A 26509-nucleotide genomic window follows, 5' to 3' on the forward strand; every position below is an offset into this window, starting at 1 on the left:
CTTTCACGAACGGCCAGGAAGTCAAGGGGTTAGCACTAACCCGGTGAGTGAACTCACCCGAAAGATCGACTGGGTTCACGTGCGCTTTCCCTCTGTGGCCGGTTGACCAGCCCATACGTCGCGTATGGGTAGCGACCCGGTCACACGACGGTCACACCGCGACCGTCAGTGCACGCGGCACCGACGTGAACTCCACTTCGGTGCACGTGCCGAGCAGGTCGCCGTCGACCTGGAGGTTGACCGGCTCCGGGCTCGTCACCCGGATGAACTCGACGTCGTCGCGCCGCAGCAGGTTCCCGCCCTTGGGGTTCCCGTCCGTCGCCAGAAGATGCGTGACGTAGCGGGTGATTGTGGGCAGTCCCAGGGCGCGCAGCGCGAACAGGCCCAGCCCGGCGTCGAACGACGTGCTCGGGTTGAGCCGGATCGCCTTGTCCTTCAAGTACGTCCACGGATCGGTGTTGGAGACGAACGCGAGCCGGACGTCCTCGAACGGCTCCTCGTCCGGGATGCGCACGGTCAGCTTCGACGGCCGCCGACGCTGGTTGACGTAACTCGCGAACGCCGTGCGCACGTAGAGGGACGGAGAAGCCTCACGGCCCTTGGCGCGCTGGGCCTCCACACCGGCGACGACGTCCGCGTCCCAGCCCACGCCCGCGTTGAAGGTGAACCACCGGTCGTGGTCCTCCGCGCCGCCCGCCGAGGCGACGTGTCCCAGGCCGACCCTGCGGTTGGTGCCGTGCTCGATCGACTGGAGCAGGCGGTAGGTGGCCTCGACCGGGTCGCGCGGGAGGCCGAGCGCGCCCGCGAAGACGTTCGCCGAACCGCCGGGCACGACGCCCAGCATGGGGACGGCGGGCGTCACGCCGCCACGCAGCAGGCCGTTGACGACCTCGTTCACCGTGCCGTCGCCGCCGTGCGCCACCACCAGGTCGTAACCCTCCGGCACGGCCTGGGCCGCGGCGTCCGCGGCGTGCCCGCGGTAGGCCGTCTCGACGATGTCCAGCTTCACGTCGCTCGCGAGCGCGTGCGCCAGCACGTCACGACCGCCGGGCGTCGTTGCCGTCGCCTGCGGGTTGACCACCAGAAGTGCGCGCACTACTGAAGCGTAGGACAGCGCGTGACCCGCGACAGGTCGCGCGTCACCCGATAGGAGGCTTCAGAGCGCACTGTAGTGGTCCATGTCTCCTTTCCCCGCGCGCAGCGCGGGTCCTCGGTCCCCGTCCCGTCGCAAGTGCACCCCGGTCCGACCGCCGGCTTGCCAAGGAACCCCTCGATCTTCGCTCGCGCGGCGGCGGAACGGGACTCGCCAACCGGGTGGCCTACGATGCGTGACGAGTACGCACCGTGAGGAAAGGCGCAGCGTGACACAGCCGAAGCAGGTCCCGCACGCGGTCCGCGCCGCCGGCGTCCTGACCGCCCTGGAGGGCGTCGCCGGTCTGGTGTTCGCGGTCGCCCTCGTCGTCCGGTCGTTCGGCGTCGACCACGCGAGCGGCGTGCTCGGCGAGGCGGTGTACTTCGCGGTGCTCGGCGGCGGCGTGCTGGCGGCCGGCATCGGCCTCGTGCTCGCGCGGCACTGGGCGCGCACGCCGTCGATCGTGGTGCAACTCCTGCTGCTGGGCGTGGCCTGGTACGCGTACGGCCCCTCGGGGCAGCAGCTCTACGGCGCGCTGGTCGGCCTGTACGTGGTGGTCGTGGTCGTGCTGCTGTTCACCAACCCGGCACGCCGCTGGGCGCTCGGCGTCGACGAGGACTGAGCACCGGAACCCGTTTGGATTTCCGGGGTCCCACCAGTCACAATCACACTGCGTGTTCACGTTTGGCGGATGGACACGAACGGAGTAGCCGGATACGGTTCGGCAGGCGCTCCGGGATCAGGCAGGGTGAGGTGCGCGGTGCAGAACCCACCGAGACGGATGTCCATCAACGGTGACGCGGAGCGTCCCAACGTGGCCCGGCTCTACGACTACTACCTCGGTGGCGCGCACAACTTCGCGGTCGACCGCGAGTTCGCCGAGCAGGCCATGAAGGTCGTGCCCACCGCGGAGGTGGTGCAGGGCGTCCGCGCGTTCCTGCGCCGCGCCGTCCGGGTGTGCGTGGCCAACGGCATCCGCCAGTTCCTCGACCTCGGCTCCGGCATACCCACGGCCGGCAACGTGCACGAGGTCGCCCAGCAGGTCGACCCGACGTGCCGCGTGGTGTACGTGGACAACGAACCGGCGACCGTCGCCCACGGCCGCACGATGCTGCGGGACAACCCGACCGCGGCCGTGGCGGAGGCGGACGTCCGGGACTCCGGCGCGGTGCTGTGCTCGCCCGAGGTGCGGTCCCTGCTCGACCTGTCCCGGCCGGTGGCCGTGCTGATGGTGGGTATCCTGCCGCACCTGACCGACGCGGACCGCCCGGCCGCCGTGGTCGCCCGCTACCGGGCGGCGATGGCGCCCGGCAGCCACCTGGTGCTCACCCACCTCACCGACGACGTGCGACCGGACCTGGTGGCGAAGCTGGCCGGCGTGGCGGCGGAGACCGGGACGCCGGTCGTCGCCAGGTCGAAGGCCGGGATCGAGCCCATGCTCGCCGGTTTCCGGCTGCTGGAGCCGGGTCTCGTGCCGACCGCGCGGTGGCGTGGCGAGGACGGCGTCGTGTCCGCCGCCGAAGGCGTCAGCTACGGCGCGGTGGGCGTGCGCGACTGAGCGCCGGGCCGCCCGCACATCGGGGGCGCGGGAGGCCCGGCGCGGTCGTCACGCCGCGGCGGGACCCTGGTAGCGGGCGTCGCTGAAGGCCAGGACCGGGTAGCCGATGATCCCGAACATCCACAGGCCGAAGAACCCGAACACGCCGCTCTTGCCGAACGACTTCGCGACGTCGAGGGCCACGATGATCGAGACCACCAGGTTCACGATCGGGATGATGTAGAGCACCAGCCACCAGCCGGGCCGGCCGGCGACCTTCAACAGCACGTACATGTTGTAGATCGGGATGATCGCGGCCCAGCCGGGCTGGCCGGCCTTGGCGAACACCTTCCACATCGCGGCGATCATGAGCACCGCGATCGCGATGCTGATGATCACGGGCACGACGCCGATGGACGCGTCGGTCTGGTTCACGGAACTTCCTCCACGACCGACATCCGGGAGCGGGGTGCTCGTCACCCCGCATCGGGGTCCCGAACTCGGTCATGGCGCGGGACGATGTCAACGCCCGGTGTGGTGGCGGGTCCGTTTCGCCGAAACGTGAGTGATTCGAGATCAACCGTCCACTTCAGCCATCGCCCGCAACGGCTCGTCGGTGAGCCGGAACACGGTCCACTCGTCCATCGGCACCGCGCCGAGCGACTTGTAGAAGCCGATCGCCGGCTCGTTCCAGTCGAGCACCGACCACTCCAGGCGAGCGTAACCGCGGTCCGCGCACTCCCGTGCCAACGCACGCAGCAACGCCTTCCCGAGCCCGCCGCCGCGTTGGTCCGGCCGCACGTACAGGTCCTCCAGGTAGATGCCGTGCACACCGCGCCACGTGGAGAAGTTGAGGAACCACAACGCCATCCCGACCACCTGGCCGTCCACTTCGGCGACGTGCCCGTGCAGCGCGGGCGCGTCGCCGAACAACGCGGCGTGCAACTGCTCCTCGGTGAGGTGGCACTCGTGGAGCGCGCGCTCGTACTCGGCGAGTTCGCGGACCAACCCGACCACGGCGGGCACGTCGCCCGGCCGGATGCGCCGGATGTTCGGCTCAGTCAACGTCGACCTCCCAGGCGGGCACGTTCAGGCGGCGCAGCTGGGGATCGCCGCGCTCCTCGCCGAGCACCGCGAGACCGGCCGGGTCGAGTCCGAAGTGGACGCCGTACCCGGGCGGCAGCCCCAGCCACGCGGCGATCAGCACCCGGCTGAAGTGGCCGTGGCCGACCAGCACGACGTCACCACCCGCGAGCGCCTGCCGGGCACGTGCCACCACGGCCGCGGCGCGCGCGCCCACCGCGTCGGACGTCTCGCCGTTGGGCACCGGGTGCGTCCACACCGTCCAGCCGGGGACGTCCTCGCGGATGCGGGGCGTGGTCAGGCCCTCGTAGTCGCCGTAGTCCCACTCCGCCAGGTCCTCGGTCCGGGTGGCCTCCAGCCCGGCCAGCTCGGCCGTGCGCCAGGCCCGTTCGCGTGGGCTGCTCAGCACCAGGGCGGGTGGCCGGTCGGTGCCGCGCAACCGCGCGAGCACGGCACCGGCCCGCCGCGCCTGCTGCACCCCTCCGTCCGTGAGGGGTATGTCGGAACGACCCGTGTGCCGCCCGCTCTCCGACCACTCGGTCTGGCCGTGGCGCAGCAGGTAAACGTGAGAGGTCACCCGGACGATCGTAGTGTCGCCGGGGCCGGGCCGCTGTTGCCGAAGATCACAGCCGGTGGCTCGGGACGTTGCTCCGGTCGGGTGAAATCCGCCGGCTTTGCCCAGGACGTCGGCGGGTGGCGCCCGCGCCCGGAACTGATGACGCGCGCGGCGTGCCGGGCCGGTGGTCGTTCAGATCGTCGGTCGGCGGGGTGGCGCGGGCGCGGGACCGGGCGGCGGTGGTGGGTGCGGCGGGTGGCCGGTGCTCGCGACCCCGCCGGGTGCGGTGCGGTGGCGTTCGGCGGCATCGGGCCGGGGAAGGCTTAGAACTGATCCGCGCGGCGGGTGCGGCGCGTGGTGCGAATTCATTCTGAACCGGGCCGCGGCGGTAATCCGGGAATGCGCCTCGTGAAGTGCGCCGAAACCGCCCTTCGCTTCGGTTTGCGCGTTCCCACGGGGTCCCGGACAGTGTTCGGCGAGGTAGTTGGGAGCAACCATGGTCCTGGATTCGCTGGTCAGCGCGGCGTGCCTGCAGCTCGGCCTGCCCGGAGCGCCATCCGGGCGGTCACACCGAGAACACCCGGAGGAAAACGTCTTCGGGTGTTCCCGGCGGTCGCCCCACCAGCACGCCGTCCACTTCCACCCAGGCGTGGAAGCGGCACGGGTCCTCGGCCGCGCCCAGCACCCAGTCGACCCGCCGGCGTGCCGCCGCCGCGGCCACCACGGCGGCCAGCGAGCGCTCCAGGCAGGCGGCCCGGCCCGGGTACCGGTCCGCCGCCGCGTCGGCCGCCGCGACCGCCCGCGCCGCCTCGGCCGGTGACGCCGGCCGGGTGCACCGGCCGTGCAGGACGCGGACCACGCGGACGGTGACGCGGAACGGCAGGCGCAGCAACAGCAACGCGACCGCGAACGCCACCACGGCCGCCGGTCGCGGCGGCGTGCCGCTGGTCGGCAGGTGACCCGCCGGCCGGTCCCGACCGGGTGCCGGCGGCGGCGTGCCCGGACCGGCCGCCAGCAGGCCGCGGGCGGCCAGCTCCCCGACCAGGCGGCGGGCCGCCGGGTCGGTCGCGTGACGCAGGTCGCCGGTGCGCCCGAGTTCCCGCCACACCGCGGTCGCCGCCGGGTTGAGCACGTGCCACCGGCCGGACCGGGCGTTGAGCAGGAACGTCGACCCGCTCGCCGCGCTCGCCGCGTGCAGGTGGGCCGGCACGTGCACGATCACAGCCGCGCCAGCCACAGGTCGTAGGCGAGCAGCCGGTTGAGCGCCGGGAACGGCGCGCCCGCGCCCGCCGCCGCCCGGTCGACGGACGCGACCACCTCGGCCGGCTCGACCAGGCCGAGGTCGGCCAGCGGCGACGCCCGCAACGCCGCCCGCAGCGCGGGCGCGGCGGCCCGGACGCCCCGGTACTCCTCGCCCAGGTAGTTGCCCTTGGTCCGGCGGGCGAGCGCGTGTTCCGGCACGAGATCCCGCAACGCCGCCCGCAGCAGCGGTTTGAACGCCGTCCCTTCCGCCCGCTGGTGCGCGGGTCGCTCCGTGCACACCCGGATCACGTCGTTGTCCAGGAACGGCGCCTGCGGCCACACCCCGTACGGGCGGGCCAACTCGCTCAACTGCCGCTGCACCGCGCCGGACCGGCGCAGGTCGTGGTAGGCGGTGAGGTCGGCGACCCCGGTCGGTGCCACGTCCGGCGCGGTCGCCGCGTGGTCGCCCACGAAATCCGCCAGGGTGCGTCGCGCGGACGCGGTCAGCCAACGCGCCTCCAGGCCCGGCGCGGGCCACCAGGCGATGGCGTCCACCCACTCGGGCTGCCGGGCGTGCCCGTGGCGGAGTTGGTGGGACAGCGTGCGCAGTGCGCGCGTCATGGGTGTCCGGCCGAGGCGGAGCGCGCGGTTGAGCACCCTGGTCGGGGAGTCGTCGCGGAGTCGCGCCCACGCGCGGGTGTCGTCCAGCAACGCGCCCACCCGACCCGCGCGTGCCAGGTCGCCCAGGTACGCGGGCGGTGCGACGAGGAGGGCGTCCGCGCCCTCGCCGCCGAGGTGGACCCGGCTGCCCGCCGCGGCGGCGCGGGCCAGGCGCAGCCGGTTGCGCGCGTGCGTGGTGGCCGCGAAATCAGGCAGGTCGGTCGTGGGCGCGGCGGCGAGGTCCTGGTAGGGCAGGGTGGCCGCGGTGCCGTGCACGACCTCCAGGTGGAGGTCCGGCGTGGCGTTGCGCAGGGCGTGCGCCAGGTCGTCGGCGGGCGCGTCGGGGTGGTGGTAGGTGAAGACGGGTAACGGCTCGGCGCGGTCGCGGGCGGCGAGGAACGCGACGGACGTCGAGTCCAGGCCACCGCTGAAGTCCGCCGACAGCGGTGCCCGTCGACCGGCCACGGCCTCGCTCAGGGCGGCGCGCAACCGACCGGGCCAGTCCGGAGTGGACGGTCCGGTCGGTGTGCTCGGCGGTTCGACGTGCCACGAGCCGGACGCGGACACCCGCAGCGACTCGCCCGCCTCCAGCCGCCGCACACCCGTGAGCGGGGTCCGGCCGCGGGTGAGCACGGGTGCGGCGGCGCAGAAGACGTCGGCCAGGACGTGCACCGGGTCCGGGCGCGTGCCGAGACCCGCCCGGCGCGCGGTGGCCTGCGCGCTCGTGCCGAAGACGAAGGGCGGGCCGGGGTGGAAGAAGAGGGGGTGCTGGCCGGCGAGGTCGGCGAACGCGGTCAGCCGGCCTCCGGCGAGCACGATCGCCAGGTAGCTGCCGGGCCAGCGGGTGATCGGTTCCCAGCGGTTGTCGTGCACCGCGGCGCGCAGGTCGGCCCGCACCCGGTGGTCGTCGGCCCGGCAGTCGCCGACCACCACCAGCCACGCGCCGGGGCACACCACCACCCGCACCTCACCGGTCCGCCACGGCCCCCACACGACGGGTCTCGCCGGATCCGCCCACGCGCCGGCGGCCGGTGTTTCCGCTCCGGCCGCCGGCGGGGGCGCGCCGTGGGTGCCGACGAGTCCGGGTCCGGGTGCCACCGGAGCGCTACCAGTAGTATTGGGAGTTGGCATCCGCGTTGCCGCTGGACGAGCTGCCCAGGGTGACCCGCCGGACGTCGCCGAAGTCGATCAGCACGGGTGGTTCGGCGGTGACCGCCCGCGGTTCGGCGGGTGAATTCCCGATTACCGTGAAATGCGTGGCGCGGTAGCGCGCGCGCAACCTGCGGAAGAAGTCCATGGCGGTGCCTCGTTCGACTGCGGGCGACGGGTGCGTCTCGTGCGTCCGCAGCGTATCCCATCGAAATAACCGCGAGCCAGCGCTCGAATGCGCACGGCGCGAATACGTGAGGTATCCCCGCTGGAAGTGCCGGGCGGTTCACCCGATCAGGCGGGGGACCGGTTCACGTGATTCGGTCGGATCAATTCGTAGAATCGAACGGCGGAGGCGGCGCGGGCGCGTCCGCGACTTCACTTCGACGACCGGGACCGCAGTCCCAGGATGAGCGCGCCCTGCGCCTCCGCCAGCGGGCTGAGGGTGCTGGTGCGCAGGTCGAAGTCCTCCGCTCGCGCGACCGCGCCGGCCAGGGCGTACCGGTCCAGCTCCTGGCGGCACGGCTCCAGCAGCAGCGCCCGCGCGTCTGCCAGCTCGCCGCCGAGGACGATCCGGTGCGGGTTGATCAGGTTGCACAGCTGGGCGAGCGCGAAGCCGAGGACGCGGCCGGCGTCGTTGAGCACGCGCACGCACACCGCGTCGCCGTTGTGGGCGCGCAGGACCAGCTCGGCGAGGGTGTTCGGCACGTCCCGCGCCGTGCCGCGCTGCGACTGCTTCACCTTGGCCAGCAGGGATTCCGAGCCGACCAGCGTGTCCAGGCACCCGCGTCCGCCGCACAGGCACATCTCGCCGTTCGGGTCGATCGTCAGGTGCCCGATCTCGCCGGCCGCCCCGCGTCGTCCGCGCACCAGGTTGGAGCCGACGACGATGCCGATGCCCACGCCCGTCGACGCCTTGACGTAGACGACGTGCTCGACGGCCTCCTCCGAGGTGTACGTCTGCTCGGCCAACGCGCCCAGGTTGGCGTCGTTGTCCATCACCACGGGCGTGCCGAGTTCGGCGGCCAGCTCGCCCGCCGGGTCGTCGTCGGTTTCCCAAGGGGGCAGCACCGGTGTCGTGAACCGGCCCGTGCGGGGGTCGACCATGCGGGGGACCGCCAGTCCGGCCGACACCACGTCCGCCATGCCCTGGTTGGTCTCCTCGACGGCCTCGCGGACCAGCCGCAACACCGAGGGCAGCAGGCGCCGGAAGCCGATGTTCGCGCCGGACCCCTCACGCCGCACGGCGATCCGGTCGTGCGGGTCGCCCACCGGCCGCGCGACCGCGGAGATGTGGTTGAACCCCACGTCGACACCCACCGCGACCCCGCGCATCCGACTCAACCGCACCCGCCCCCGAGCCCGCCCGGAACCGGGCGCGTCGACCTCCAGGACGCCGTCCTTGACCAGCTCCTGCACCGACTGCGACACCTGGGCCCCGGACAACCCGGTCCGCCGGACCAACTGGGACTGCCGGTCGGACTTGACCATGATCTCCACAACCAGCCGCTTGAGGTTGACCTCACGCCCCTGGACGGGGCGATCCAGGAGTTCCCGAGCTTCCCGCATGACCGCGGCCTCCGCAAAATTGCCATTTCCGAAGTGGGGGCAGCCCAGATTAGCAGTCGACTGTTCAGATTGAACTGCGGTTCCGTTCGGGTGTGCGGCGGGCGGGTATTTATTCGCAGTGGGCTGGCATTATTTTGATTCGACCGTTCGGCTCAACCGGGTGACGGGGAAATGTCCGTTCGGGCGGTGCGCGCCGGCCATCCGCGGCGTAAGCGACCGCTGGGTCTCGACCGGCGGCGGGGTGCTCAACGCAGGGCGGCAACGGTCCAGTCGGTCGCGTGTGCCGAACAGATAGATCACCGACGCGACAGCCTCACATCGACAGGAGGTCTCCCAGTCGGTCGGCGGTAGCACCCCGGTCCTTGGAGGACTCCGCAAACGGCCGGCGACGTGGCCTTCGACGCGCAGGCGGTCTGGCCGGTGCTGAGGTAACGACCCGGCCGACCGCGGCGATGTTCTGGTGACTTATCACGATGTGAGCCAAGCCGGCTTGCGCCGATTGGAGTGTCGGGTTCCCTATGCGTGACCTCCTGCGCGAGGTGCTACTGCTTCAGCCCGCTTGGAGCCGGCAAAATACCCCGGCCATGCAGAAGCGGGGCCGGTTGGTCCGGCATGAGATCGCGGCGTGGCTTCGAGAGCGGCTGCCGGATGTCGCGGAGACATCGGGGAGGATCGATGACTGGGCGGTGGAGGCGCGCGACGGCACAGGGCTGAAGAACGAGATCCCGTGGGCGCGCGTGTACTCCGCCAGTCGCTCGGCGTCGGCGACGACGGGGTGGTACGTCGTCTACCTGTTCGGTGCTTCGGGGGATCGCGTCTACCTGTCGTTGATGCAGGGCACCACTCGCTGGGAGAACGGCGAATTCCACCCCCGTCCGGCAGTGGAGCTTCGTCGCCGCGCGCAGTGGGCTCGTGAAGCCCTCTCGCCTTTCCTGCAAGGCCGGGGCGAACTGGTGGAACGTATCAGCCTCGGCGCCCGCAAATCCAAACTGGGCCCCGCGTACGAAGCGGGCACCGTGGTCGCCTTCGACTACCGGGTGGACGGATTACCGGGCGAAGAGGTGCTGACTGCCGATCTCCGATTCCTCGTATCTGTCCTCGGGAAGTTATACCAACTGGCAGAGAACGCGATCGACCTCCCTGGCGAGATGGCTCCTGAGGTGCTCGATGCGCTCGTCACGGCGGAGCAAGCGGCCGGGAGATCGCGAAGGGGCCAGGGGCTTCGACTTACCGCTGCGGAACGCGCTGCGATCGAGCGACAAGCAGTGGCGGTCGCCTCGCGCCATCTCACCGCCGACGGGTTCGTTGTCGCCGACGTCGGGGCAACTCGCAGTTACGACCTCGACGCGCGCAGGGGAGAGCAACGTCTGTTCGTGGAAGTAAAAGGCACTACGTCGGCATGGGGTGGCGACTCGGAGATCATCCTGACCAAGAACGAAGTCGACCTGCACGAACACGTGTACCCGAACAACATGTTGGTTGTCGTCAGCCGGATCACGCTTGATCGCACCACCACTCCGGTGACGGCATCCGGGGGCGAGTTACACGTGGTGCACCCATGGCGGGTCCTGCGCCCGAACCTCACTCCGATGACGTTCCGGTATGTCGTGGGGAATGAGCGGGACGGTGGCTCAGCGAGCCTGGCGCGCCGGCAGCAGCCGTGCCACGGCGAGCGAGCCGCGGGGTCTCCCGATCTGCCGATCCTGCCCGAAGCTTGGCGCTGATCAGACCCTGACAGCGTTGTGGACCATCCTGGGTCGTCATGGCGGGACCGGCCGCTGTCGGTGGACCATTGGGTTCGTTGGTCGCTGCTGGCATCGGGCGTGCGTCAGCCCGGCGGGTACTCGATGCGTCCGCATGGCATCCGTGGCCGCGAACGAGAAACAGCACCGGCCGGGCGGAAATCTCTCCGCCCGGCCGGCGCCGTGTCACCGCGAGGTCAGGCCGCCGCCTTGGTCTCCCAGAAGATCTTGTCGATCTGAGCGATCAGGTCGAGCAGCTCCTGCCCCTTCGTCGGGTCCATCGAGCCCTTCGTGCCGGAGGCTCCCGCGGCCTTCGTGGCGCGGTTGAAGAGGTCGTGGAGTTCCGGGTACTTCTCGAAGTGCGGCGGCTTGAAGTAGTCGGTCCACAGCACCCACAGGTGGTGCTTCACGAGTTCGCTCCGCTGCTCCTTGATCAGGATGGCGCGCGCCCGGAACTCCGGGTCCTCGTTGGCCTGGTACTTCTCCTGCACCGCCTTGATCGACTCCGCCTCGATCCGGGCCTGGGCCGGGTCGTAGACGCCGCACGGGAGGTCGCAGTGCGCGGTGGCCTCCAGTAGCGGACGGCGGAGAATGCGCGACAGCAGTCGCATCTTTCCTCCCTGACAGTGGATGCTCCGACAGGGCCGAACCCTACTCCGGGGACCCCGGTCGGGCAGTTGGAGGTGATCGTTGGCGGAGCACAACCCGCTGCCGCTGGTACGGGTGGTCGGGCCATCCATGGCGCCCACCCTGCGGACCGGGGACGTCGTCGTCCTGGAACGGGCCCGACCACCGCGGGCGAACGACCTCGTGCTGGTCAGGTGGGCCGCCCGGCCGGGCCGGCTGTCGGTGAAGCGCGCCGTCCGCGCGGTGCCGGGCGGGTGGCACGTGGAGGGCGACAACCCGTTCGCGTCGACCGACTCCCGCACGCTGGGCGCGGCCGAGGTGCTGGGCGTCGTCCGGTTCCGCCTGTGGCCCCGCCCGCGCCGCCTGCGCTAGGACCGCAGCTTGTCGTACCAGGCCACGCAGTCCGCGTACGTCGGCAGCAGGCCCGCCGCCCGCGCCTCCTCCAGGGTCGGCGCGGCGGCGTCCTTCGGCGACAGCACGGGCGTCACGTCGGCCGGCCACGGCAGGTCCAGCGCCAACGGGTGCAGGCCCCGCTCCGCCCGCGGGTTGTACCCCTCCGAGCACAGGTACGAGGCCACCGTCTCGTCCTCCAACGCCATGAGCGCGTGCCCGACACCCTCCGGCACGTACACGGCGTTGAACGCGCCCTCGGACAACTCCACGGCATCCCACACGCCGAACGTCGGCGAGCCCACCCGGATGTCGAGCACCACGTCCAGCAGCCGGCCACGCGGGCAGTGCACGTACTTGGACTGACCAGGCGGCACGTCGGCGTAGTGCAGGCCGCGGACGACGCCGCGCCGGGACCTGCTGTGGTTGGTCTGCGCGATCCGCAACCCGTGCCCGACGGCCGCGGTGAACGCCTGCTCCTGGTACGGGGACACGAACATCCCCCGGTCGTCCGGGAAGACCGATGGGGTGAATTCAAAAGTCCCCGGGATTTTCAGCTCACGTGCCTGCATGACCCCAACCCTATGCGTCTCCCGGTCTTGACCGATCCTGCCTGCGGAAACCGCAGGAAAACGGACGTACGTCCTGCTGAAACCGGCTCTGACCTGCGGAAAAGTGTGTGATCCCCGCCGCAGACAGCGATCACCAACGCTGTCATGCTGGCCCCACACCGCAACTCAGGGCCCGTCGCGTGAACCGCACCGGCCGGCCCGCCGACAGGCCCCGCAGATCCGCGTGACAACGCCGGTCCCGGTGCGCCGCAGGAATCGCGCACCGCAGGAGGGACTTCCCCGTGACCGCTTTGAACGACCAGCCCATGACCACCGAGCTGTCCGACGACGAGATCTTCCGCGCCCACGAGGGCGGCAAGCTGGCCGTGGGCGCGACCGCGCCGCTGGCCGACCCCCGCGCGCTGTCCATCGCCTACACGCCGGGTGTCGCGCGGGTCAGCCGCGCCATCGCCGAGGAGCCCGCCCTCGCCGCCCGGTACACGTGGGCGCACCGCCTGGTGGCCGTGGTCAGCGACGGCACGGCCGTGCTCGGCCTCGGCGACATCGGCCCGAGCGCGTCGCTGCCCGTGATGGAGGGCAAGGCCGCGTTGTTCAAGACGTTCGGCGGGCTGGACTCGATCCCGCTGGTGCTGAACACGACCGACGTGGACGAGATCGTGGAGACGCTCGTCCGGCTGCGCCCGTCGTTCGGCGCGGTCAACCTGGAGGACGTCGCCGCGCCGCGCTGCTTCGAGCTGGAGGAACGGCTCGTCGAAGCCCTGGACGTGCCGGTCATGCACGACGACCAGCACGGCACGGCCGTGGTCCTGCTGGCCGCGCTGCGCGGGGCGAACACCGTGCTGGGCAAGGACATCGCGAACCAACGCGTGGTCATCTCCGGCGCGGGCGCGGCGGGTGTGGCGTGCGCGCGCATCCTGCTGGCCGCGGGCGTCGGCGAGGTCACCGTGGTCGACTCGCGCGGCATCGTGCACGCGGGCCGGGACGGGCTGAACCCGGTCAAGGCCGGGCTCGCCGAGGTGACGAACGCGAGCAACCTCCGCGGTGGCATCGCGGAAGCGCTGCGCGGCGCCGACGTGTTCGTCGGCGTGTCCTCCTCGCAGGTGGGCGAGGAGCTGATCGCGAGCATGGCCGCCGACTCCGTCGTGTTCGCGTTGTCCAACCCGGACCCGGAGGTGCACCCGGAGGTGGCGGGCAGGCACGCGGCGGTCGTCGCGACCGGCCGGAGCGACTTCCCGAACCAGATCAACAACGTCCTCGCGTTCCCCGGCATCTTCCGCGGCGCACTGGACGCGGGCGCGAAGCGCATCACCGAGAACATGAAGCTCGCCGCGGCGGAGGCCATCGCCGCCGTCGCCGCCGACGACCTCGCGGTCGACCGGATCGTGCCCAGCGCCCTCGACCCGCGGGTCGCCCCCGAAGTCGCCGCCGCCGTGGCCTTGGCAGCCCGCCGGGACGGAGTAGCCTGACCCCCAGTCGGAGTTGGGAGACCTCCGGCCGCATCCGTCCACTGGACTCAACAGAGCAACGAAACCACCAACGTGTTGTTTCGTTACCTCCGAGAGGGGTGGGCGATGACGCTCCGAAGCGATACCGTCCCTCTCCTCGGGTGAATATTGCCCGCGGAGAGGGACGCCGTATTCGGGTGCGGTCGGGCCGGTTCATCCCTGCCGTAGTCACGGGAAGGTGGGACCGTGCCCAAGCGGGTTGGACGCGCTCCGGTGGTGCTCGACCCTGCACGCCCGGCCGGGACACCGGTCGCGCTCGACGGCACCCCACTACCCGAGGCGCCCTCGCTGCTGTGCGACCCCGAGGGCGTCGTCGTCAGCGCCAACGCCGCGGTCGCCGAGCTGGCCAAGGCGGGTTCCGCCGAGGACCTGGTCGGCCGCACCCTCGGCGACCTCCTCGTCGGCGACGAGTCGGACCCGCGGCTGCGCCAGTCCGACGGCGGCCTGCTGCCGGTCCGCGTGGCCCGCACCCCGGTGCCCGGCGCGGAACTGCACGCCGTGCTGCTGGTCGACGTGTCCGACCTGGCCCGCGCCGCCGACGACCTGCGTGACGAGCAGCGCAGGCTGCGTGCCGTGCAGCGGGTCGCCCAGATCGGGTCGTGGGAGTACGACCCGGCGACCGGCGTGACGGTCTGGTCCGAATCGCACTACGAGATGCTCGGCGTGCGGCCAGGTGACGTGGTGCCGGGCGCGCAGGCCGTGCTCGACGTCGTCCACCCGGACGACTACGACATGGTGGCCAGCTACTGGGCGAACCGCGAGCTGGACGGCCACCCGATCGACATCGTCTACCGCGTGGTGCTGCCGGACGGCCAGTTGCGCTGGATCCGCGGCGTGGCCGAGGCGAAGGCCCGCTCGGACGGCCGCACCCAGTTCATCACCGGCTACATCCGCGACATCACGGCCCAGCTGCGCGCGGACCGCGCCCTGGAGACCGAGCGCGCCCGGCTGCTGGAGGCGCAGCGCATCGCGCGCATCGGCAGCTGGAGCTACGAGGTGCCGACGAAGGCCGTGCACCGCAGCGAGGTCCTGCTCGAGATGTACGCCGACCTGGGCGTCGAGCCGGGCGCCGACCTGCTGTGCGGCGTGCACCCGGAGGACCGCCCGAAGCTGGAGGCGTTGCGCCGCGACCTGCTGCGCGCCACCGACGAGCGCACCGTCGAGGTCGAGGTGCGCAGCGAGCACGGCGACCGCGTCTACGTCTGCCGCGCGCGGCCCGAGTTCGAGCGCGGCAGGCTGCACCGCTTCCACGGCACGATCCAGGACGTCACCGACGCGCGGGTGCTGGAGCGCCAGCTCCGGGACGACCGGCGGCGGCTGGCCGACGCGCAGCGCGCGGCCCGGCTCGGCGTGTGGGAGTGGAACCTCCAGACCGGCGACGTGGTGTGGTCGGACATGCTGGCCGACCTGTTCGGCGTGCCGCGTGACGAGCGCACCCACTACCGCACGTACCTGGAGCTGGTGCACCCCGAGGACCGGGCGTGGGTGGACGACCTGTGGCAGCAGTTGTCCGCCGACGGCTCGCCGGTGCAGTGCGAGTACCGCATCCTGCGCCGCGACGGCCGGGTCCGCGTGTTCCGCAGCCACGGCGTCGTGGTGAAGGGCCCGGACGGCCGGCCGCTGGCGGTCGGCACGGCGCAGGACATCACCGAGCAGCGCGCCGCCGAGACCCGGATGGAGCGGTCCAGCCAGCGGTTCGCCGACCTGGTGTCGTTGACGCCGGTCGGCATCGGCCTGTTCGACGAGGCGGAGCGCCTGGTCGACGCCAACGACGCGTTGTGCGACCTGCTCGGCATGGACCTGGAGCAGCTGCGCGGCATGACCGCCGACCAGCTCACCCACCCGGACGACAAGGAGAACCGGCTCGTCTCGGTGAACCGGATGACGCAGCTCGGCGCGGACCGCGTGCACAAGATCCCGCAGCGCATCCTGGTCCGCCCGGACGGCGAGCGGGTCTACTGCGAGCTGCACATCGCGTTGTCCGTCCAGGACGACGGCCGCCGGTTCTGGCTGACCGTGTTCCAGGACATCACCGAGCGCCGCCGCGCCTCGGAGGCGCTGCGCCACCAGGCCACGCACGACGAGCTGACCGGCCTGCCGAACCGGGCGCTGGTCAAGGACATGCTGGCGGAGCTGCTGGAGTCGGAGAACCGGTCGCGGGTGGCCGTGTTGTTCTGCGACATCGACAACTTCAAGCGGGTCAACGACTCCCTGGGCCACGACGCGGGTGACGAGTTGCTGGTGGCGTTGGCCCGGCGGTTGGAGGGCGGCCTGCCGGAGGGCTGCACGGCGGCCCGCCTGTCCGGCGACGAGTACGTGATCATCTGCGAGAACATCGACCGGGTGGGCGGTGTGGACGCGCTGGCCACCAAGGTCGCGGGCCTGCTGCGCACGGCCGTGCCGGTGCACGGGCAGCTCGTGCGGGTGTCCGCGTCGATCGGCGCGGCGGTGCCCAACGGTTCCCGCGCGACCGGCAACGACCTGCTGCGGTTCGCGGACGCGGCGATGTTCGAGGCCAAGCGGTCCGGCGCGGGCCGGGTGGCGCTCGCGTCGGCGGCGTTGATCGCGTCCGCCGACCGGCAAGTCCACCTGGAGGGCCAGCTCCGGGACGCGTTGGCGCACGACGGGCTGGCGCTGCACTTCCAGCCGGTGGTGGGCGTGGACGGCTCGGTGCAGACCGCCGAGGCCCTGGTGCGGTGGCCGCACCCGGACCGCGGGCTGCTGCCGCCGGACATCTTCCTGCCCGTGGCCGAGCAGGGCGACCTGCTGCGCGAGCTGGACCGGTGGGTGCTGCGGACGGCGTTGAAGGAGGCCGCGACGTGGCCCGCGCCCAACGGCAAGCCGGTGTCCGTGGCGGTGAACCTCGCGGGCCTGGTGCCGGGTGACTCGGAGTTCGAGGACATCGTGGCGAGTGCGATCGCCGAGGCGGGCATCCCGTGGGACCGGGTGGTGCTGGAGCTGGTGGAGACGGCGTTGGTGGACCTGCCGTCGCGGGTCCGGCAGTCGATGGACGAGCTGGTGGCGCGCGGCATCCGGTTCGCGGTGGACGACTTCGGGACCGGGTACTCGTCGTTGGCGCGGTTGAAGGACCTGCCGGCGCAGATCATCAAGGTGGACCGGCGGTTCGTGTCCGGGGTGGGCAACGACTCGTCGGACTTCGCGGTGGCGCGGGCCGTGGTGGACATGGCGCGGGCGATGGGCCGCAAGTGCGTGGCCGAGGGCGTGGAGACGGCGACCCAGTTCCACGTGCTGCGCGGCGTCGGCGTGGACGCCTACCAGGGCTGGCTGTTCTCCCGCCCGGTGCCGCCCAAGGAGTTCCGAGCCGTGCTCGCCCTCGGCCCGCTGCACATCCCGCGGGCGGGCTGACCCGCCGCCGGCGGGTCAGCCGGCCGACGCCCGGACCAGCGGCAGCAGGGCCGCGATCCGGTGCCTCGGCAGGTCGATCAGCCGGTGCTCCAGGTCGTCGTGCTGCGGCACCAGCTCCCGCGCCTCGCGCCGGGTGACCCGCAGCACGGTGGTCAACGCCTCCCGCCACACGTTGCCGACCTTGCCGTGGGCACGCGTCAACACCTCGCGCACGACCAGCCCACCGGGGTCGAGGGTGCCCGGCAGCACCTGGTCGGCGACCACGACGCAGTGCCCGCCGTCCGGGGTGGACCGCAGGTGGCGCAACGTGAACCGGGTGTCCACCAGCGCCGACAACCCGGCCTGGCCCGCCGCGGACGCGACGTCCGGGTGGTTGTTCGGCACCAGCGCGGCCATCCGGCCGGGCGAGCACGCCAGCAGGGTGCGCAGCAGCCACGGACCGGGGTCGCCGGACAGGTCCACGGCGAGCGACGCCGCGCCCTTGCCGATCGGGTCGGCCCAGCCGGGCGCGCGGGGTTTGGGCGGCGGTGACGACTCGGGCCGCGGCGCGTGCTCCACCAGCGCCCGCAGGGCTTCCGGGCCCGGACCGGTCGCCTCGACCGACTGCGGGCCGTGCGTGTAGATCGTGGTCTTCGCGGGCACGGCGGCGCGGCGGCCGGTGGGCCGGCACACGTACAGGTCGGCGGCGCTGCCGATGGCCTGCGCGCCGTCGAACCGGTGGAACGCGGGCAGGACCGCCTCGAACACCAGGCCCTGCCGCAGCAACTCCTGCTGCACCTTCAGCCCGAGCGCGGGCGTGCGCTCGCTGAACCCGTACGCCAGCAGCACGCGGCCGTGTGCCGGGTGGGCCAGGCACTCCACGGCGCGGGACGCGAACAACGCCATGCCCTCCGGGCTGTACGGCGGGTCGCTGAACACCAGGTCCGCCGACTCGCGCACGGCGGAGGGCAGCCCGAACCGGAGGTCCGCGTGCAGCGCGCGGACGCGGCCACCCGAGCGCTCCTCGACGTACTGGAGCAGTCGATCGTCCACATCGACCACGACCAACGAGACGTCCGGGTTCACCGCGGCCACCGCGAGCGACGTCAGGTCGTGGTCGCCCAGGAGCACCAGGGTCCGGCCGACCAGGTCGTACTGCTCGTCCAACCACAACGCGCGTTTCAACGCGGTCTCCGCCGTCGCCTGCACGTGGTCGAGCGCCGTCAGCGGCGGCGGCACCGCGGCGATGTCGGCGCGGATGCCGGTGAGCAGCGCGGTGTTGCGCGTCACCAGCGGGTCCACCGGTTCCAGCGCGGCGCCGAACTCCTTGTAGGCCGCGGCCCGCGACGGCGTGATGCGGAACCGGTCGCCGCTGGTCTCCACGTCCGCGCCCAGCGCCTTCAACACGTCCTGCACGGTGCGCCGGGGCACGGCCGGCACGCGGACCAGGTCCGCGAGGGTGTGCCAGTCGTCACCCAGCAACGTGAGGACGCGTCGGAGTCTGCGCGCGTGTGCGCCGTGCGATTCAAGTAGTTCGCGGACTAGTTCGGTGGCCACAAACGGAGCAGCCTACTGACCGAATTCTGAAACACCGCTGCCACCGCCGGCCGGACGGGCTAGGGTCGTTCGACGCCTGCTGCCACCGACGGGGAGGGACCACGGGTGATCGAGTTCCGCGGCGTGACCAAGCGGTTCGACGACGGGACGATCGCGGTGAACGGCCTGGACCTCGTGGTCGAGGCGGGCACGATCACGGTCTTCGTCGGGCCGTCCGGCTGCGGCAAGACGACGTCCCTGCGCATGGTCAACCGGATGATCGACCCGACGTCGGGCACGGTGCTGGTGGACGGCCGCGACGTGCTCACCGTCGACCCGCCGAAGCTGCGGCTGGGCATCGGGTACGTGATCCAGCAGGCCGGCCTGTTCCCGCACCGCACCGTGCTGGACAACGTGGCCACGGTGCCCCTGCTGTCCGGCTGGTCGAAGGGCCGCGCGCGGACCCGCGCCGCCGAGCTGCTGGAACTGGTGGGGCTGCCCGCCGAACTCGGTCGCCGTTACCCGGTGCAGCTCTCCGGTGGCCAGCAGCAACGGGTGGGCGTGGCGCGCGCGCTGGCCGCCGACCCGCCGGTGCTGCTGATGGACGAGCCGTTCAGCGCGGTGGACCCGGTGGTGCGGGAGGGTTTGCAGGACGAGTTGCTGCGGCTCCAGGCCGAACTGGACAAGACGATCGTCTTCGTCACCCACGACATCGACGAGGCCGTGCGGATCGGCGAGAAGGTGGCGGTGTTCCGCGAGGGCGGCGTCCTCGCCCAGTACGCGCCGCCCGCCGAACTGCTCGCCCGGCCTGCCGACGACTTCGTGGCGGGCTTCGTGGGCAAGGACCGCGGTTACCGCAGTCTGTCCTTTGTGGACGCCGCCGGCGTGGAGGTGCGCCCGGTGGAGACCGCCGACGAGCCGGGCGGCGACGGGCGGTGGCGGCTGGTGGTGGACGCCGACCGCAGACCGCAGGGCTGGCGCGCGCCGGACGGCTCGACCGTGCCCGGCGGCTCGCTCTACGAGTCGGGCGGCCCGGTCCGCGGCGCGCTGGACGCCGCCCTGTCGTCGCCGTCGGGGCTGGGCGTCGTGGTGGACGCCGAGGGCAGGCTCGCGGGCGTGGTGGAGGCGCGGCAGGTGCTCGACGTGATCGAGAGCCGCCGTGGGTGACGTCGTCAAGTACCTCAGCGACGCGGGCACGCGGGCGGCGCTGTGGTCCATGCTGCTCGACCACGTGTGGCTGTCCCTGCTGCCGCTGGTGATCTCCGTGGTGCTGGCGGTCGTGCTGGGCCTGGTGTGCCACCGGTACCGGCGCCTCAACGGCTTCGTCGTCGGACTGTCCAATGTGGTCTACACGATCCCGTCGCTGGCGTTGTTCGCGATCATCCCGGCGGTGATCGGCACGCAGGTGTTGAACCCGGTGAACGTGGTGCTGGCGCTCACCATCTACACCACGGCACTGCTGGTGCGCCCGGTCGTGGAGGCGTTGAACGCGGTGCCCGCGCACGTGACGGCCGCCGCGACCGCGATGGGCTTCCGGCCGTGGCGGCGGTTCCTGACCGTGGAGCTGCCGCTGTCCGTGCCCGTGCTGGCGGCGGGCGTGCGGGTCGGTTCGGTCAGCAACATCAGCCTGGTCAGCGTCGGCGCGCTGATCGGCACCGGCGGGCTCGGCACGTTGTTCACCGACGGCTTCCGGCAGCGCTACCTCGCGCCGATCGCCATCGGCATCGTGCTGACCCTGGCGCTCGCGCTGGTGGTGGACCTGCTGCTGGTGGGGCTGCGCAACCTGGTGACGCCGTGGGCGAGGGCGGGTCGGGCATGATCTTCGCGGACGCGTTCGCCTGGCTGCTCGACGCGGCCAACTGGACCGGGTCCAGGTCGATACCGGTGCGGGTCGGCGTGCACCTGCTGTACTGCCTGGGCGCGGTGCTCGGCGCGGCGGCGATCGCCGTGCCGCTGGGGCTGTACGTCGGGCACACCGGTCGTGGCGGCGTGCTGCTGGTCGGCGGCAGCAACGCGTTGCGCGCCCTGCCGACGCTGGGCCTGGTGACGTTCCTGTACCTGGTGGCGGGCGGCGGTCAGGTCGGCGTGCTGATCGGCCTCGTCGTGCTGGCCGTGCCGCCGATCCTGGCGGGCGCGTACGCGGGCATCCAGGACGTGGACCGCGGTGTCGTGGACGCCGCGCGCGGCATGGGGATGACCGGCGCGCAGCGGCTGTGGCGGGTGGAGCTGCCGAACGCGCTGCCGCTGCTGGTCGGTGGCCTGCGCAACGCGACGTTGCAGGTCGTCGCGACCGCGTCGGTGGCGGCGTACGTGGGCATCGAGACGTTGGGCAGGCCACTGCTGGACGGCCTGCGAGTGCTGGACTACGGCCAGTTCGTCGGCGGCGCGGTGCTGGTCGCCCTGCTGGCGGTCGTGCTGGACGTGGTGCTCGCGCTCGTGGGGAAGCTGGTCATCCCGAGGGGTTTGCGGCTGTCCGCCCGGCCGCGGCGGCGCGCGAAGGCGCCCCGGGTCGGTTGAGTGTTGTGGGAGAGGGAGTACGGCATGAAGCGCACGTTGACCGTCATCGTCGCGGCGGCGGCGCTGGCCGTTTCCGCGTGCGGGTCCAAGGAGGACCTGAGCGGGAGCGACCAGCAGGCCGCCTCGGGTGAGGTCGTGGTCGGTTCGGCCGACTTCACCGAGAACAAGATCCTCGCCGAGGTGTACGCGGGGGCGTTGAAGACCACCGGCGCCAAGGTGTCGGTGAAGTCCGGCATCGGCGCGCGCGAACTGGTCGTGAAGGCGTTGCAGGACAAGTCGCTCGGCGTCGTGCCGGAGTACACGGGCAACCTGCTCAACTACTTCGACAAGGCGAACGCGAAGACCACGCCGGACGAGGTGTACGCGGCGCTGAAGGAGAAGACCCCGGCCGGTCTGGAGGTCCTGGCGAAGTCGCCGGCCGAGGACAAGGACGTGCTGGTGGTCACCAAGGAGACCGCCGACTCGGGCGTGAAGTCGATCGCCGACCTGGGCGACAACAAGTACGTGCTGGGCGCGGCGGGCGAGTGGGCGCAGCGCTGGCAGGGCAAGGTCAAGGAGCTGTACGGCGTCACGTTCAAGGAGGTCAAGACCACCGACGCGGGCGGTCCGGTCACCGTGGACGCGTTGAAGGACGGCTCCGCGCAGGTGGTGAACCTCTACACGACCTCGGCGGACATCAAGGCGAACAACTTCGTGGAGCTGACCGACCCGAAGAGCATGTACCCGGCGCAGAACATCGTGCCGCTGCTGCGGTCGGACGCGGTGGACGCGAAGGGCAAGGCCGTGCTCGACAAGGTGTCGCAGGCGTTGACCACGGAGAAGCTGGCCGAGCTGGTCAAGCGCGTGGACGTGGACAAGGAGACCGTGGCGAACGTGGCCGCGGACTTCCTCAAGACCGCCGCGATCGGCTGATCACGCGTCGAGGCCGCCGGCACGGGCCGGCGGCCTTTCGCGTGTCCGGGGGCCGATGCGATCGGTGAGCGCGTCGGCCGCCCGCCGGGCTTCCGACGCGAGGTCCGGCCACGTCTCGCCGCACTCGTCGTCGCACACGTGCCGGAAGGTGACCGTGATCGCCGCGATCGGCCGCCCGCCGTGGTCGAACACGGGTGCCGCGACGGACGCGAAACCGGCCGTCACGTACCCGTCCTCGACGGCCCAGCCCCGGCGGCGCTCGGCGGCGAGCAGGCGGCGCAGCGCGGGGAGGTCCCGCGGGCCGCGGCCGGTGCGCTCGACGAACGACGTGACACCGGGGAACAACGCCCGCACCTGGGCGGCAGGCAGGTGCGCCAGCAGGGCGCGGCCGGACGCCGTCAGGTGGGCGGGCAGCCGGACCCCGACGTCGGACACGATCGTCGACGGCTGCCGGGGCTGCTCCCGGAGCAGGTAGAGGGCTTCCGCCCCGTGCAGGACGCCGAGGTGGGCGGTCCGGCCGACCACGTCCACGAGGCGGCGGAGCAACGGCCGCGCCAGGCGTTCCAGGGGGTCGTGGCGGAGGTAGGCGGAGCCCAGTTCGAACGCGGCGACGCCGAGGCCGTAGCGGCGTTCCTCGGGGAAGTGGGTGGCGAAACCGGCCTCGGTCAGCTCGGCCAGCAGGTGGTAGGTGGTGGAGCGGGGCAGCCCCAACTCCCGCGCCACGGCGGCGGCGGACAGGGGACCGGGCCTGCTCGCCAGCAACCGCAGCACGGCCAGTCCCCGGCGCAACGCCGGCACGTCGCTGCTCGCGCCCACGGCCCCATTGTGCGCGTCGTCTGGAATACCAGACCAGCCCGCCCGGCTCGCCCCCCTCGACCGGCCGCCCACCGCTCGCGCACGACCCGCCGCCCGCCCCACCTGCGCAGGGGCCGCCGCCGCCCGCACACGGCCCTCCGTCCACCCCTGCGGCCGGACGCCCACCATCCGAGCACGGACCGCCACCGCCCGCCTCAGGACCGCCGCCCGCACACACGAACCGCCGCCGCCCCCCCGGACCGCCGCCCGCCTTCGGACCGCCGCCGCCTGCCTTCGGACCCCAGCCGTGCTCCTCCTCCGGGGCTGCTGTGGTGTTGGGCCGTTCGAGGGTCGGGTTGCTGTTCGCGCCTCCCTCGCAGCCGGCTTGCTGGTTGGCTGTTCGGGGCGGCCGGCCGCCGCTTGCCGATCGGCACCGCCCGAGCCGCCCGACAACCCCGGCGACCTCCGGAGCAGGGCCGAGCACACCCGAAGAATCTTCGCGTCGTCTGGAATACCAGACAGTCTCCGCCGGTCCCGGGTCGTGCGGCGCGGGCGGTCGGGTTGTGATGGAGCACATGCAGCAGCCCGTGCAACTGGGGTCCAAGCTCCTCACCCGCGAGGACGTCCACGCCGTCGCCCGTGGCGACGCGCCCGTGGAGTTGACGGAGGCGGCGCGGGAAGCGGTGGCCACCGCTCGTGCGCACATCGAGCGACTGGCCACGGCGGAGAAGCCGACCTACGGCGTGTCCACCGGGTTCGGCGCCCTCGCCGTCCGGCACATCCCGCCGGACCGGCGTGCCGCCCTCCAGCAGTCCCTCGTCCGCTCGCACGCCGCCGGCTCCGGCCCGGAGGTCGAGCGGGAGGTCGTGCGGGCGCTCGTGCTGCTCCGCCTGAAGACCCTGGCCACCGGCCACACCGGCGTGCGCCTGGAAACCGCCGAGGCGATGGCGGCCATGCTGAACGCGGGCATCACGCCCGTGGTGCACGAGTTCGGCTCGCTCGGCTGCTCGGGCGACCTCGCGCCGCTGTCCGCCGCGGCCCTGGCGCTGACCGGCGAGGGCGAGGTCCGGGACGCCGCAGGTGAGCTGGTGCCCGCCCGCACGGCCCTGGACCGGGCGGGCATCACGCCGGTGCGGCTGGCCGAGAAGGAGGGCCTCGCGCTGATCAACGGCACCGACGGCATGCTCGGGATGCTGGTGCTGGCCCTGCACGACCTGCGCCACCTGCTGGACGTGGCCGACCTGACGGCCGCGATGAGCGTCGAGGCGCTGCTCGGCACGGACCGCGTCTTCGCCGCCGACCTGCACGCCCTGCGCCCGCACCCCGGCCAGGGGCTCAGCGCGCGGCGCATGGCCGAGCTGCTGGCCGGCTCGGAGATCATGGAGAGCCACCGCGGCCCGGACTGCACCCGCGTGCAGGACGCGTACTCGCTGCGCTGCTCGCCCCAGGTGCACGGGGCGGCGCGGGACACGGTGAGCTACGCCGAGACGGTCGCCGACCGGGAACTGGCCGCCGCGATCGACAACCCGGTGGTGCTGGCGGACGGCCGCGTCGAGTCCAACGGCAACTTCCACGGCGCGCCGATCGCCTACGTGCTGGACTTCCTCGCCATCCCGGTCGCGGACGTGGCGAGCATCGCCGAGCGCCGCACCGACCGGATGCTGGACGTCAACCGCTCGCACGGCCTGCCGCCGTTCCTGGCCGACGACCCGGGCGTCGACTCCGGCCACATGATCGCCCAGTACACCCAGGCCGCGGTGGTCAGCGAGCTGAAGCGGCTCGCGGTGCCCGCGTCCGTCGACTCCATCCCGAGCAGCGCCATGCAGGAGGACCACGTCTCGATGGGCTGGTCCGCGGCGCGCAAGCTGCGCAAGGCCGTGGACGGCCTGCGCACGGTGCTCGCGATCGAGTTCCTGACCGCCGCCCGCGCGCTGGACCTGCGCGCCCCCCTCCGACCCGCCCCCGCCACCGCGGCGGCGGTCGCCGCCCTGCGCCACCACGTGCCGGGCCCCGGCCCGGACCGCCACCTCGCCCCGGAGATCGCCGCCGCCGAAGAGTTCATCCGGTCGGGTGCGCTGCTCGACGTCGTCTCGAACCAGAACCGCTCGGAGGTCTGAACGACGAGGGCACACCCACCGATGAAGCCGCCTCACGGAATGCATTGACGATTGAGAGGGATGCGTCATGTCAAACGGGAAGAGAGTGCTCGTCATCGGTGGGGGACCCGCCGGGTCAACGGCAGCGGCCCTGCTGGCCAAGTCCGGGGTCCAGGTGCGGTTGCTGGAACGGGAGGTGTTCCCGCGCTACCACATCGGTGAGTCCCTGCTGCCCTCGTGCAAGTCACTGCTGAAGTTGTCCGGGGCCCTGGAAAAGGTCGAGGAGCACGGCTTCGTCGTCAAGCGCGGCTCGTTGTTCCGCTGGGGCGACGACGAATGGGTGCTGGACTGGGCGAAGCTCGTCGACAGCCAGGCGTGGACCTGGGAGGTGGAGCGCGACAAGTACGACGAGATCTTGTTACGCAACGCCGCCGACCAGGGCGCCGACGTGGTCGAGGGCGCCACGGTGAAGCGGGTCGTGTTCAACGACGCCGGCAGGCCCACGGCGGTCGAGTGGGTGGGCCGGGACAGCGACACCGTCCACACCGAGCACTTCGACTACCTCATCGACGCCTCGGGCCGGGCGGGTGTGCTGGCCAACCAGCACTTCAAGATCCGGCAGTCCCACGAGGTGTTCCAGAACATCGCGGTCTGGGGCTACTGGCGCGGGGCGAAGCTGCTGCCCGGCACGCCGGACGGCGGGTTCAACGGCCTTTCCTCGCCGAACGGCTGGTACTGGCACATCCCGCTGACCGAGGACCGGTTCAGCATCGGGTTCGTCACGCACAAGAAGACCTTCGCCGAGCGGCGCAACAACTTCGACTCGCTGAAGGACTTCTACCTCGACCGGATCAAGGCTTGCGCGCCGCTGCACGGGCTGCTCGACGAGGCGACGCTGCTCAACGGGGACTCGGGTGACCCGATCCGCGCCGAGCAGGACTTCTCCTACGTCGCCGAGCGGTTCTGCGGTCCGGGCTACCTGATGGTCGGGGACTCGGCCTGCTTCCTGGACCCGCTGCTGTCCACCGGGGTGCACCTGGCCCAGTTCAGCGCGCTGCTCGGGGCCGCGACGGTGTCCTCGATCTTCAACGGCGACCTGTCCGAGGAGGAATCGCTGGCGTTCTTCGAGTACGCCTACCGGCGGGCCTACACGCGCCTGCTGGTGCTCGTGTCGCGGATGTACGAGCGGTACGAGGGCGCGGACGACTTCTTCTGGCAGTCGCAGCGGCTGGTGCACGAGCAGGTCCGCTACGACGACCAGCCGGTGCGCAACTTCACCGAGATCATCGCGGGCATGACCGACCTCCGCGAGGCGGAGTCCACGGACACCCGTGCGTTGACGCAACTGCTCCTGGCGGACGCGGACGAGTCCCAGGTGACCGCTCCGCAGGGGCCGGACCGGAAGCACTTCCCCGGTCTGGAGGTCTCGGTGCTGTGGAACATCTACCGGGACCCCGCGGGCGTCGACGCGAAGATGAAGGACATCCAGGTCGTCACCGAGCCGAGGGTGGGCTTGGTCAGGCAGGCCGCCTGACGATGACGAC

The 26509-nt window shown here is 72.1% G+C and carries 24 protein-coding genes; 12 read left to right on the forward strand and 12 right to left on the reverse strand.

Annotated features, from left to right (window positions below; genetic code table 11):
* Positions 1 to 151: 151 nt before the first annotated feature.
* Complete coding sequence (locus tag KZQ38_RS03815; protein WP_219438378.1) at positions 152 to 1096, reverse strand: diacylglycerol/lipid kinase family protein; 945 nt, start codon at positions 1094 to 1096, stop codon at positions 152 to 154.
* A 265-nt stretch (positions 1097 to 1361) separates the two neighbouring features.
* On the opposite strand from KZQ38_RS03815, the gene KZQ38_RS03820 reads away from it, so the two are divergent.
* Both KZQ38_RS03820 and KZQ38_RS03825 read left to right on the forward strand, forming a co-directional pair.
* Entirely contained in the window at positions 1362 to 1754 is a 393-nt protein-coding gene (locus tag KZQ38_RS03820; protein ID WP_308258223.1) for a hypothetical protein, read from the forward strand.
* A 159-nt stretch (positions 1755 to 1913) separates the two neighbouring features.
* Positions 1914 to 2690 (forward strand): SAM-dependent methyltransferase, encoded by a 777-nt coding sequence (locus KZQ38_RS03825; protein WP_257900589.1) that lies wholly within the window; start codon positions 1914 to 1916, stop codon positions 2688 to 2690.
* Between the two features lie 48 nt (positions 2691 to 2738).
* Here the strand turns inward: KZQ38_RS03825 and KZQ38_RS03830 are convergent, their stop codons facing one another.
* From KZQ38_RS03830 to KZQ38_RS03860, 7 genes are all read right to left on the reverse strand, one after another.
* Positions 2739 to 3104 carry a DUF5684 domain-containing protein gene (locus KZQ38_RS03830; RefSeq protein WP_308258224.1) on the reverse strand — a complete coding sequence of 122 codons (366 nt, stop codon included), beginning with the start codon at positions 3102 to 3104 and terminating at the stop codon, positions 2739 to 2741.
* A 141-nt stretch (positions 3105 to 3245) separates the two neighbouring features.
* A complete protein-coding gene (locus KZQ38_RS03835; protein WP_219438384.1) occupies positions 3246 to 3734 on the reverse strand; it encodes a GNAT family N-acetyltransferase in 489 nt (162 codons plus the stop codon).
* On the reverse strand, positions 3727 to 4329 hold the full coding sequence (locus tag KZQ38_RS03840; protein WP_219438386.1) for a histidine phosphatase family protein: 603 nt from the start codon (positions 4327 to 4329) through the stop codon (positions 3727 to 3729). The genes KZQ38_RS03835 and KZQ38_RS03840 overlap by 8 nt, the downstream gene beginning before the upstream one ends.
* Positions 4330 to 4873: 544 nt before the next feature.
* Positions 4874 to 5545 carry a lasso peptide biosynthesis B2 protein gene (locus KZQ38_RS36900; protein ID WP_219438388.1) on the reverse strand — a complete coding sequence of 224 codons (672 nt, stop codon included), beginning with the start codon at positions 5543 to 5545 and terminating at the stop codon, positions 4874 to 4876.
* Entirely contained in the window at positions 5527 to 7203 is a 1677-nt protein-coding gene (locus KZQ38_RS03850) for an asparagine synthase-related protein (RefSeq protein WP_219438390.1), read from the reverse strand. Before KZQ38_RS03850 ends, KZQ38_RS36900 begins: the two co-directional genes overlap by 19 nt.
* Positions 7204 to 7315: 112 nt before the next feature.
* Complete coding sequence (locus KZQ38_RS03855; RefSeq protein WP_219438392.1) at positions 7316 to 7507, reverse strand: lasso RiPP family leader peptide-containing protein; 192 nt, start codon at positions 7505 to 7507, stop codon at positions 7316 to 7318.
* A gap of 230 nt (positions 7508 to 7737) precedes the next feature.
* A complete protein-coding gene (locus KZQ38_RS03860) occupies positions 7738 to 8928 on the reverse strand; it encodes an ROK family transcriptional regulator (RefSeq protein WP_219438394.1) in 1191 nt (396 codons plus the stop codon).
* A 518-nt stretch (positions 8929 to 9446) separates the two neighbouring features.
* Here KZQ38_RS03860 and KZQ38_RS03865 point away from each other — a divergent pair.
* Positions 9447 to 10652: an MrcB family domain-containing protein gene (locus KZQ38_RS03865; protein WP_219438396.1), complete on the forward strand. Its 1206-nt coding sequence runs from the start codon at positions 9447 to 9449 to the stop codon at positions 10650 to 10652.
* Between the two features lie 215 nt (positions 10653 to 10867).
* Here the strand turns inward: KZQ38_RS03865 and sodN are convergent, their stop codons facing one another.
* On the reverse strand, positions 10868 to 11281 hold the full coding sequence (gene sodN, locus KZQ38_RS03870; protein WP_257900591.1) for a superoxide dismutase, Ni: 414 nt from the start codon (positions 11279 to 11281) through the stop codon (positions 10868 to 10870).
* Between the two features lie 79 nt (positions 11282 to 11360).
* Between sodN and KZQ38_RS03875 the strand changes: the two genes are divergently transcribed.
* Complete coding sequence (locus KZQ38_RS03875) at positions 11361 to 11669, forward strand: S26 family signal peptidase (RefSeq protein ID WP_257900592.1); 309 nt, start codon at positions 11361 to 11363, stop codon at positions 11667 to 11669.
* Here KZQ38_RS03875 and KZQ38_RS03880 read toward each other — a convergent pair.
* Positions 11666 to 12259, reverse strand: a complete 594-nt coding sequence (locus KZQ38_RS03880; RefSeq protein WP_219438398.1) for a dTDP-4-dehydrorhamnose 3,5-epimerase family protein — start codon at positions 12257 to 12259, stop codon at positions 11666 to 11668. The genes KZQ38_RS03875 and KZQ38_RS03880 overlap by 4 nt on opposite strands.
* Before the next feature lie 305 nt (positions 12260 to 12564).
* Between KZQ38_RS03880 and KZQ38_RS03885 the strand changes: the two genes are divergently transcribed.
* Together KZQ38_RS03885 and KZQ38_RS03890 are read left to right on the forward strand one after the other, a co-directional pair.
* Complete coding sequence (locus KZQ38_RS03885) at positions 12565 to 13725, forward strand: NAD(P)-dependent malic enzyme (RefSeq protein WP_219439358.1); 1161 nt, start codon at positions 12565 to 12567, stop codon at positions 13723 to 13725.
* 225 nt (positions 13726 to 13950) lie between these two features.
* Positions 13951 to 17130, forward strand: a complete 3180-nt coding sequence (locus KZQ38_RS03890) for a sensor domain-containing protein (RefSeq protein WP_219438400.1) — start codon at positions 13951 to 13953, stop codon at positions 17128 to 17130.
* A 15-nt stretch (positions 17131 to 17145) separates the two neighbouring features.
* Here the strand turns inward: KZQ38_RS03890 and KZQ38_RS03895 are convergent, their stop codons facing one another.
* On the reverse strand, positions 17146 to 18666 hold the full coding sequence (locus KZQ38_RS03895) for a bis-aminopropyl spermidine synthase family protein (RefSeq protein ID WP_219438402.1): 1521 nt from the start codon (positions 18664 to 18666) through the stop codon (positions 17146 to 17148).
* Between the two features lie 105 nt (positions 18667 to 18771).
* Between KZQ38_RS03895 and KZQ38_RS03900 the strand changes: the two genes are divergently transcribed.
* Genes KZQ38_RS03900 through KZQ38_RS03915 form a run of 4 tightly spaced genes read left to right on the forward strand, consistent with a single transcriptional unit; the run spans position 18772 to position 22074 of the window.
* Positions 18772 to 19812 carry an ABC transporter ATP-binding protein gene (locus KZQ38_RS03900; protein WP_219438404.1) on the forward strand — a complete coding sequence of 347 codons (1041 nt, stop codon included), beginning with the start codon at positions 18772 to 18774 and terminating at the stop codon, positions 19810 to 19812.
* Positions 19805 to 20464, forward strand: coding sequence for an ABC transporter permease (locus tag KZQ38_RS03905; RefSeq protein WP_372452203.1), 660 nt, complete (start codon positions 19805 to 19807; stop codon positions 20462 to 20464). Before KZQ38_RS03900 ends, KZQ38_RS03905 begins: the two co-directional genes overlap by 8 nt.
* Positions 20461 to 21162: an ABC transporter permease gene (locus KZQ38_RS03910; protein ID WP_219439362.1), complete on the forward strand. Its 702-nt coding sequence runs from the start codon at positions 20461 to 20463 to the stop codon at positions 21160 to 21162. The genes KZQ38_RS03905 and KZQ38_RS03910 overlap by 4 nt, the downstream gene beginning before the upstream one ends.
* A gap of 24 nt (positions 21163 to 21186) precedes the next feature.
* Positions 21187 to 22074: an ABC transporter substrate-binding protein gene (locus KZQ38_RS03915; protein WP_219438406.1), complete on the forward strand. Its 888-nt coding sequence runs from the start codon at positions 21187 to 21189 to the stop codon at positions 22072 to 22074.
* Here the strand turns inward: KZQ38_RS03915 and KZQ38_RS03920 are convergent, their stop codons facing one another.
* Complete coding sequence (locus tag KZQ38_RS03920; RefSeq protein ID WP_219438408.1) at positions 22075 to 22890, reverse strand: IclR family transcriptional regulator; 816 nt, start codon at positions 22888 to 22890, stop codon at positions 22075 to 22077.
* A gap of 554 nt (positions 22891 to 23444) precedes the next feature.
* Between KZQ38_RS03920 and hutH the strand changes: the two genes are divergently transcribed.
* Positions 23445 to 24986, forward strand: coding sequence for a histidine ammonia-lyase (gene hutH, locus KZQ38_RS03925; RefSeq protein WP_219438410.1), 1542 nt, complete (start codon positions 23445 to 23447; stop codon positions 24984 to 24986).
* Between the two features lie 67 nt (positions 24987 to 25053).
* The gene (locus KZQ38_RS03930; protein WP_219438412.1) at positions 25054 to 26499 is read left to right on the forward strand and encodes an NAD(P)/FAD-dependent oxidoreductase; all 1446 of its coding nucleotides are present in this window, start codon (positions 25054 to 25056) and stop codon (positions 26497 to 26499) included.
* The last annotated feature ends 10 nt before the right edge of the window (positions 26500 to 26509 follow it).

It is taken from the genome of Saccharothrix obliqua, assembly GCF_019375475.1.
Classification (GTDB): domain Bacteria; phylum Actinomycetota; class Actinomycetes; order Mycobacteriales; family Pseudonocardiaceae; genus Actinosynnema; species Actinosynnema obliqua.

Excerpts from the sequence above, each read along its gene's own strand:
- sodN (WP_257900591.1), bottom strand. The coding sequence starts at position 11,281 with ATGCGACTGCTGTCGCGCATTCTCCGCCGTCCGCTACTGGAGGCCACC.
- hutH (WP_219438410.1), top strand. The coding sequence starts at position 23,445 with ATGCAGCAGCCCGTGCAACTGGGGTCCAAGCTCCTCACCCGCGAGGAC.
- KZQ38_RS03910 (WP_219439362.1), top strand. The coding sequence starts at position 20,461 with ATGATCTTCGCGGACGCGTTCGCCTGGCTGCTCGACGCGGCCAACTGG.
- KZQ38_RS03855 (WP_219438392.1), bottom strand. The coding sequence starts at position 7,507 with ATGGACTTCTTCCGCAGGTTGCGCGCGCGCTACCGCGCCACGCATTTC.
- KZQ38_RS03865 (WP_219438396.1), top strand. The coding sequence starts at position 9,447 with ATGCGTGACCTCCTGCGCGAGGTGCTACTGCTTCAGCCCGCTTGGAGC.
- KZQ38_RS03915 (WP_219438406.1), top strand. The coding sequence starts at position 21,187 with ATGAAGCGCACGTTGACCGTCATCGTCGCGGCGGCGGCGCTGGCCGTT.
- KZQ38_RS03825 (WP_257900589.1), top strand. The coding sequence starts at position 1,914 with ATGTCCATCAACGGTGACGCGGAGCGTCCCAACGTGGCCCGGCTCTAC.
- KZQ38_RS03930 (WP_219438412.1), top strand. The coding sequence starts at position 25,054 with ATGTCAAACGGGAAGAGAGTGCTCGTCATCGGTGGGGGACCCGCCGGG.
- KZQ38_RS03885 (WP_219439358.1), top strand. The coding sequence starts at position 12,565 with ATGACCACCGAGCTGTCCGACGACGAGATCTTCCGCGCCCACGAGGGC.
- KZQ38_RS03860 (WP_219438394.1), bottom strand. The coding sequence starts at position 8,928 with ATGCGGGAAGCTCGGGAACTCCTGGATCGCCCCGTCCAGGGGCGTGAG.
- KZQ38_RS03880 (WP_219438398.1), bottom strand. The coding sequence starts at position 12,259 with ATGCAGGCACGTGAGCTGAAAATCCCGGGGACTTTTGAATTCACCCCA.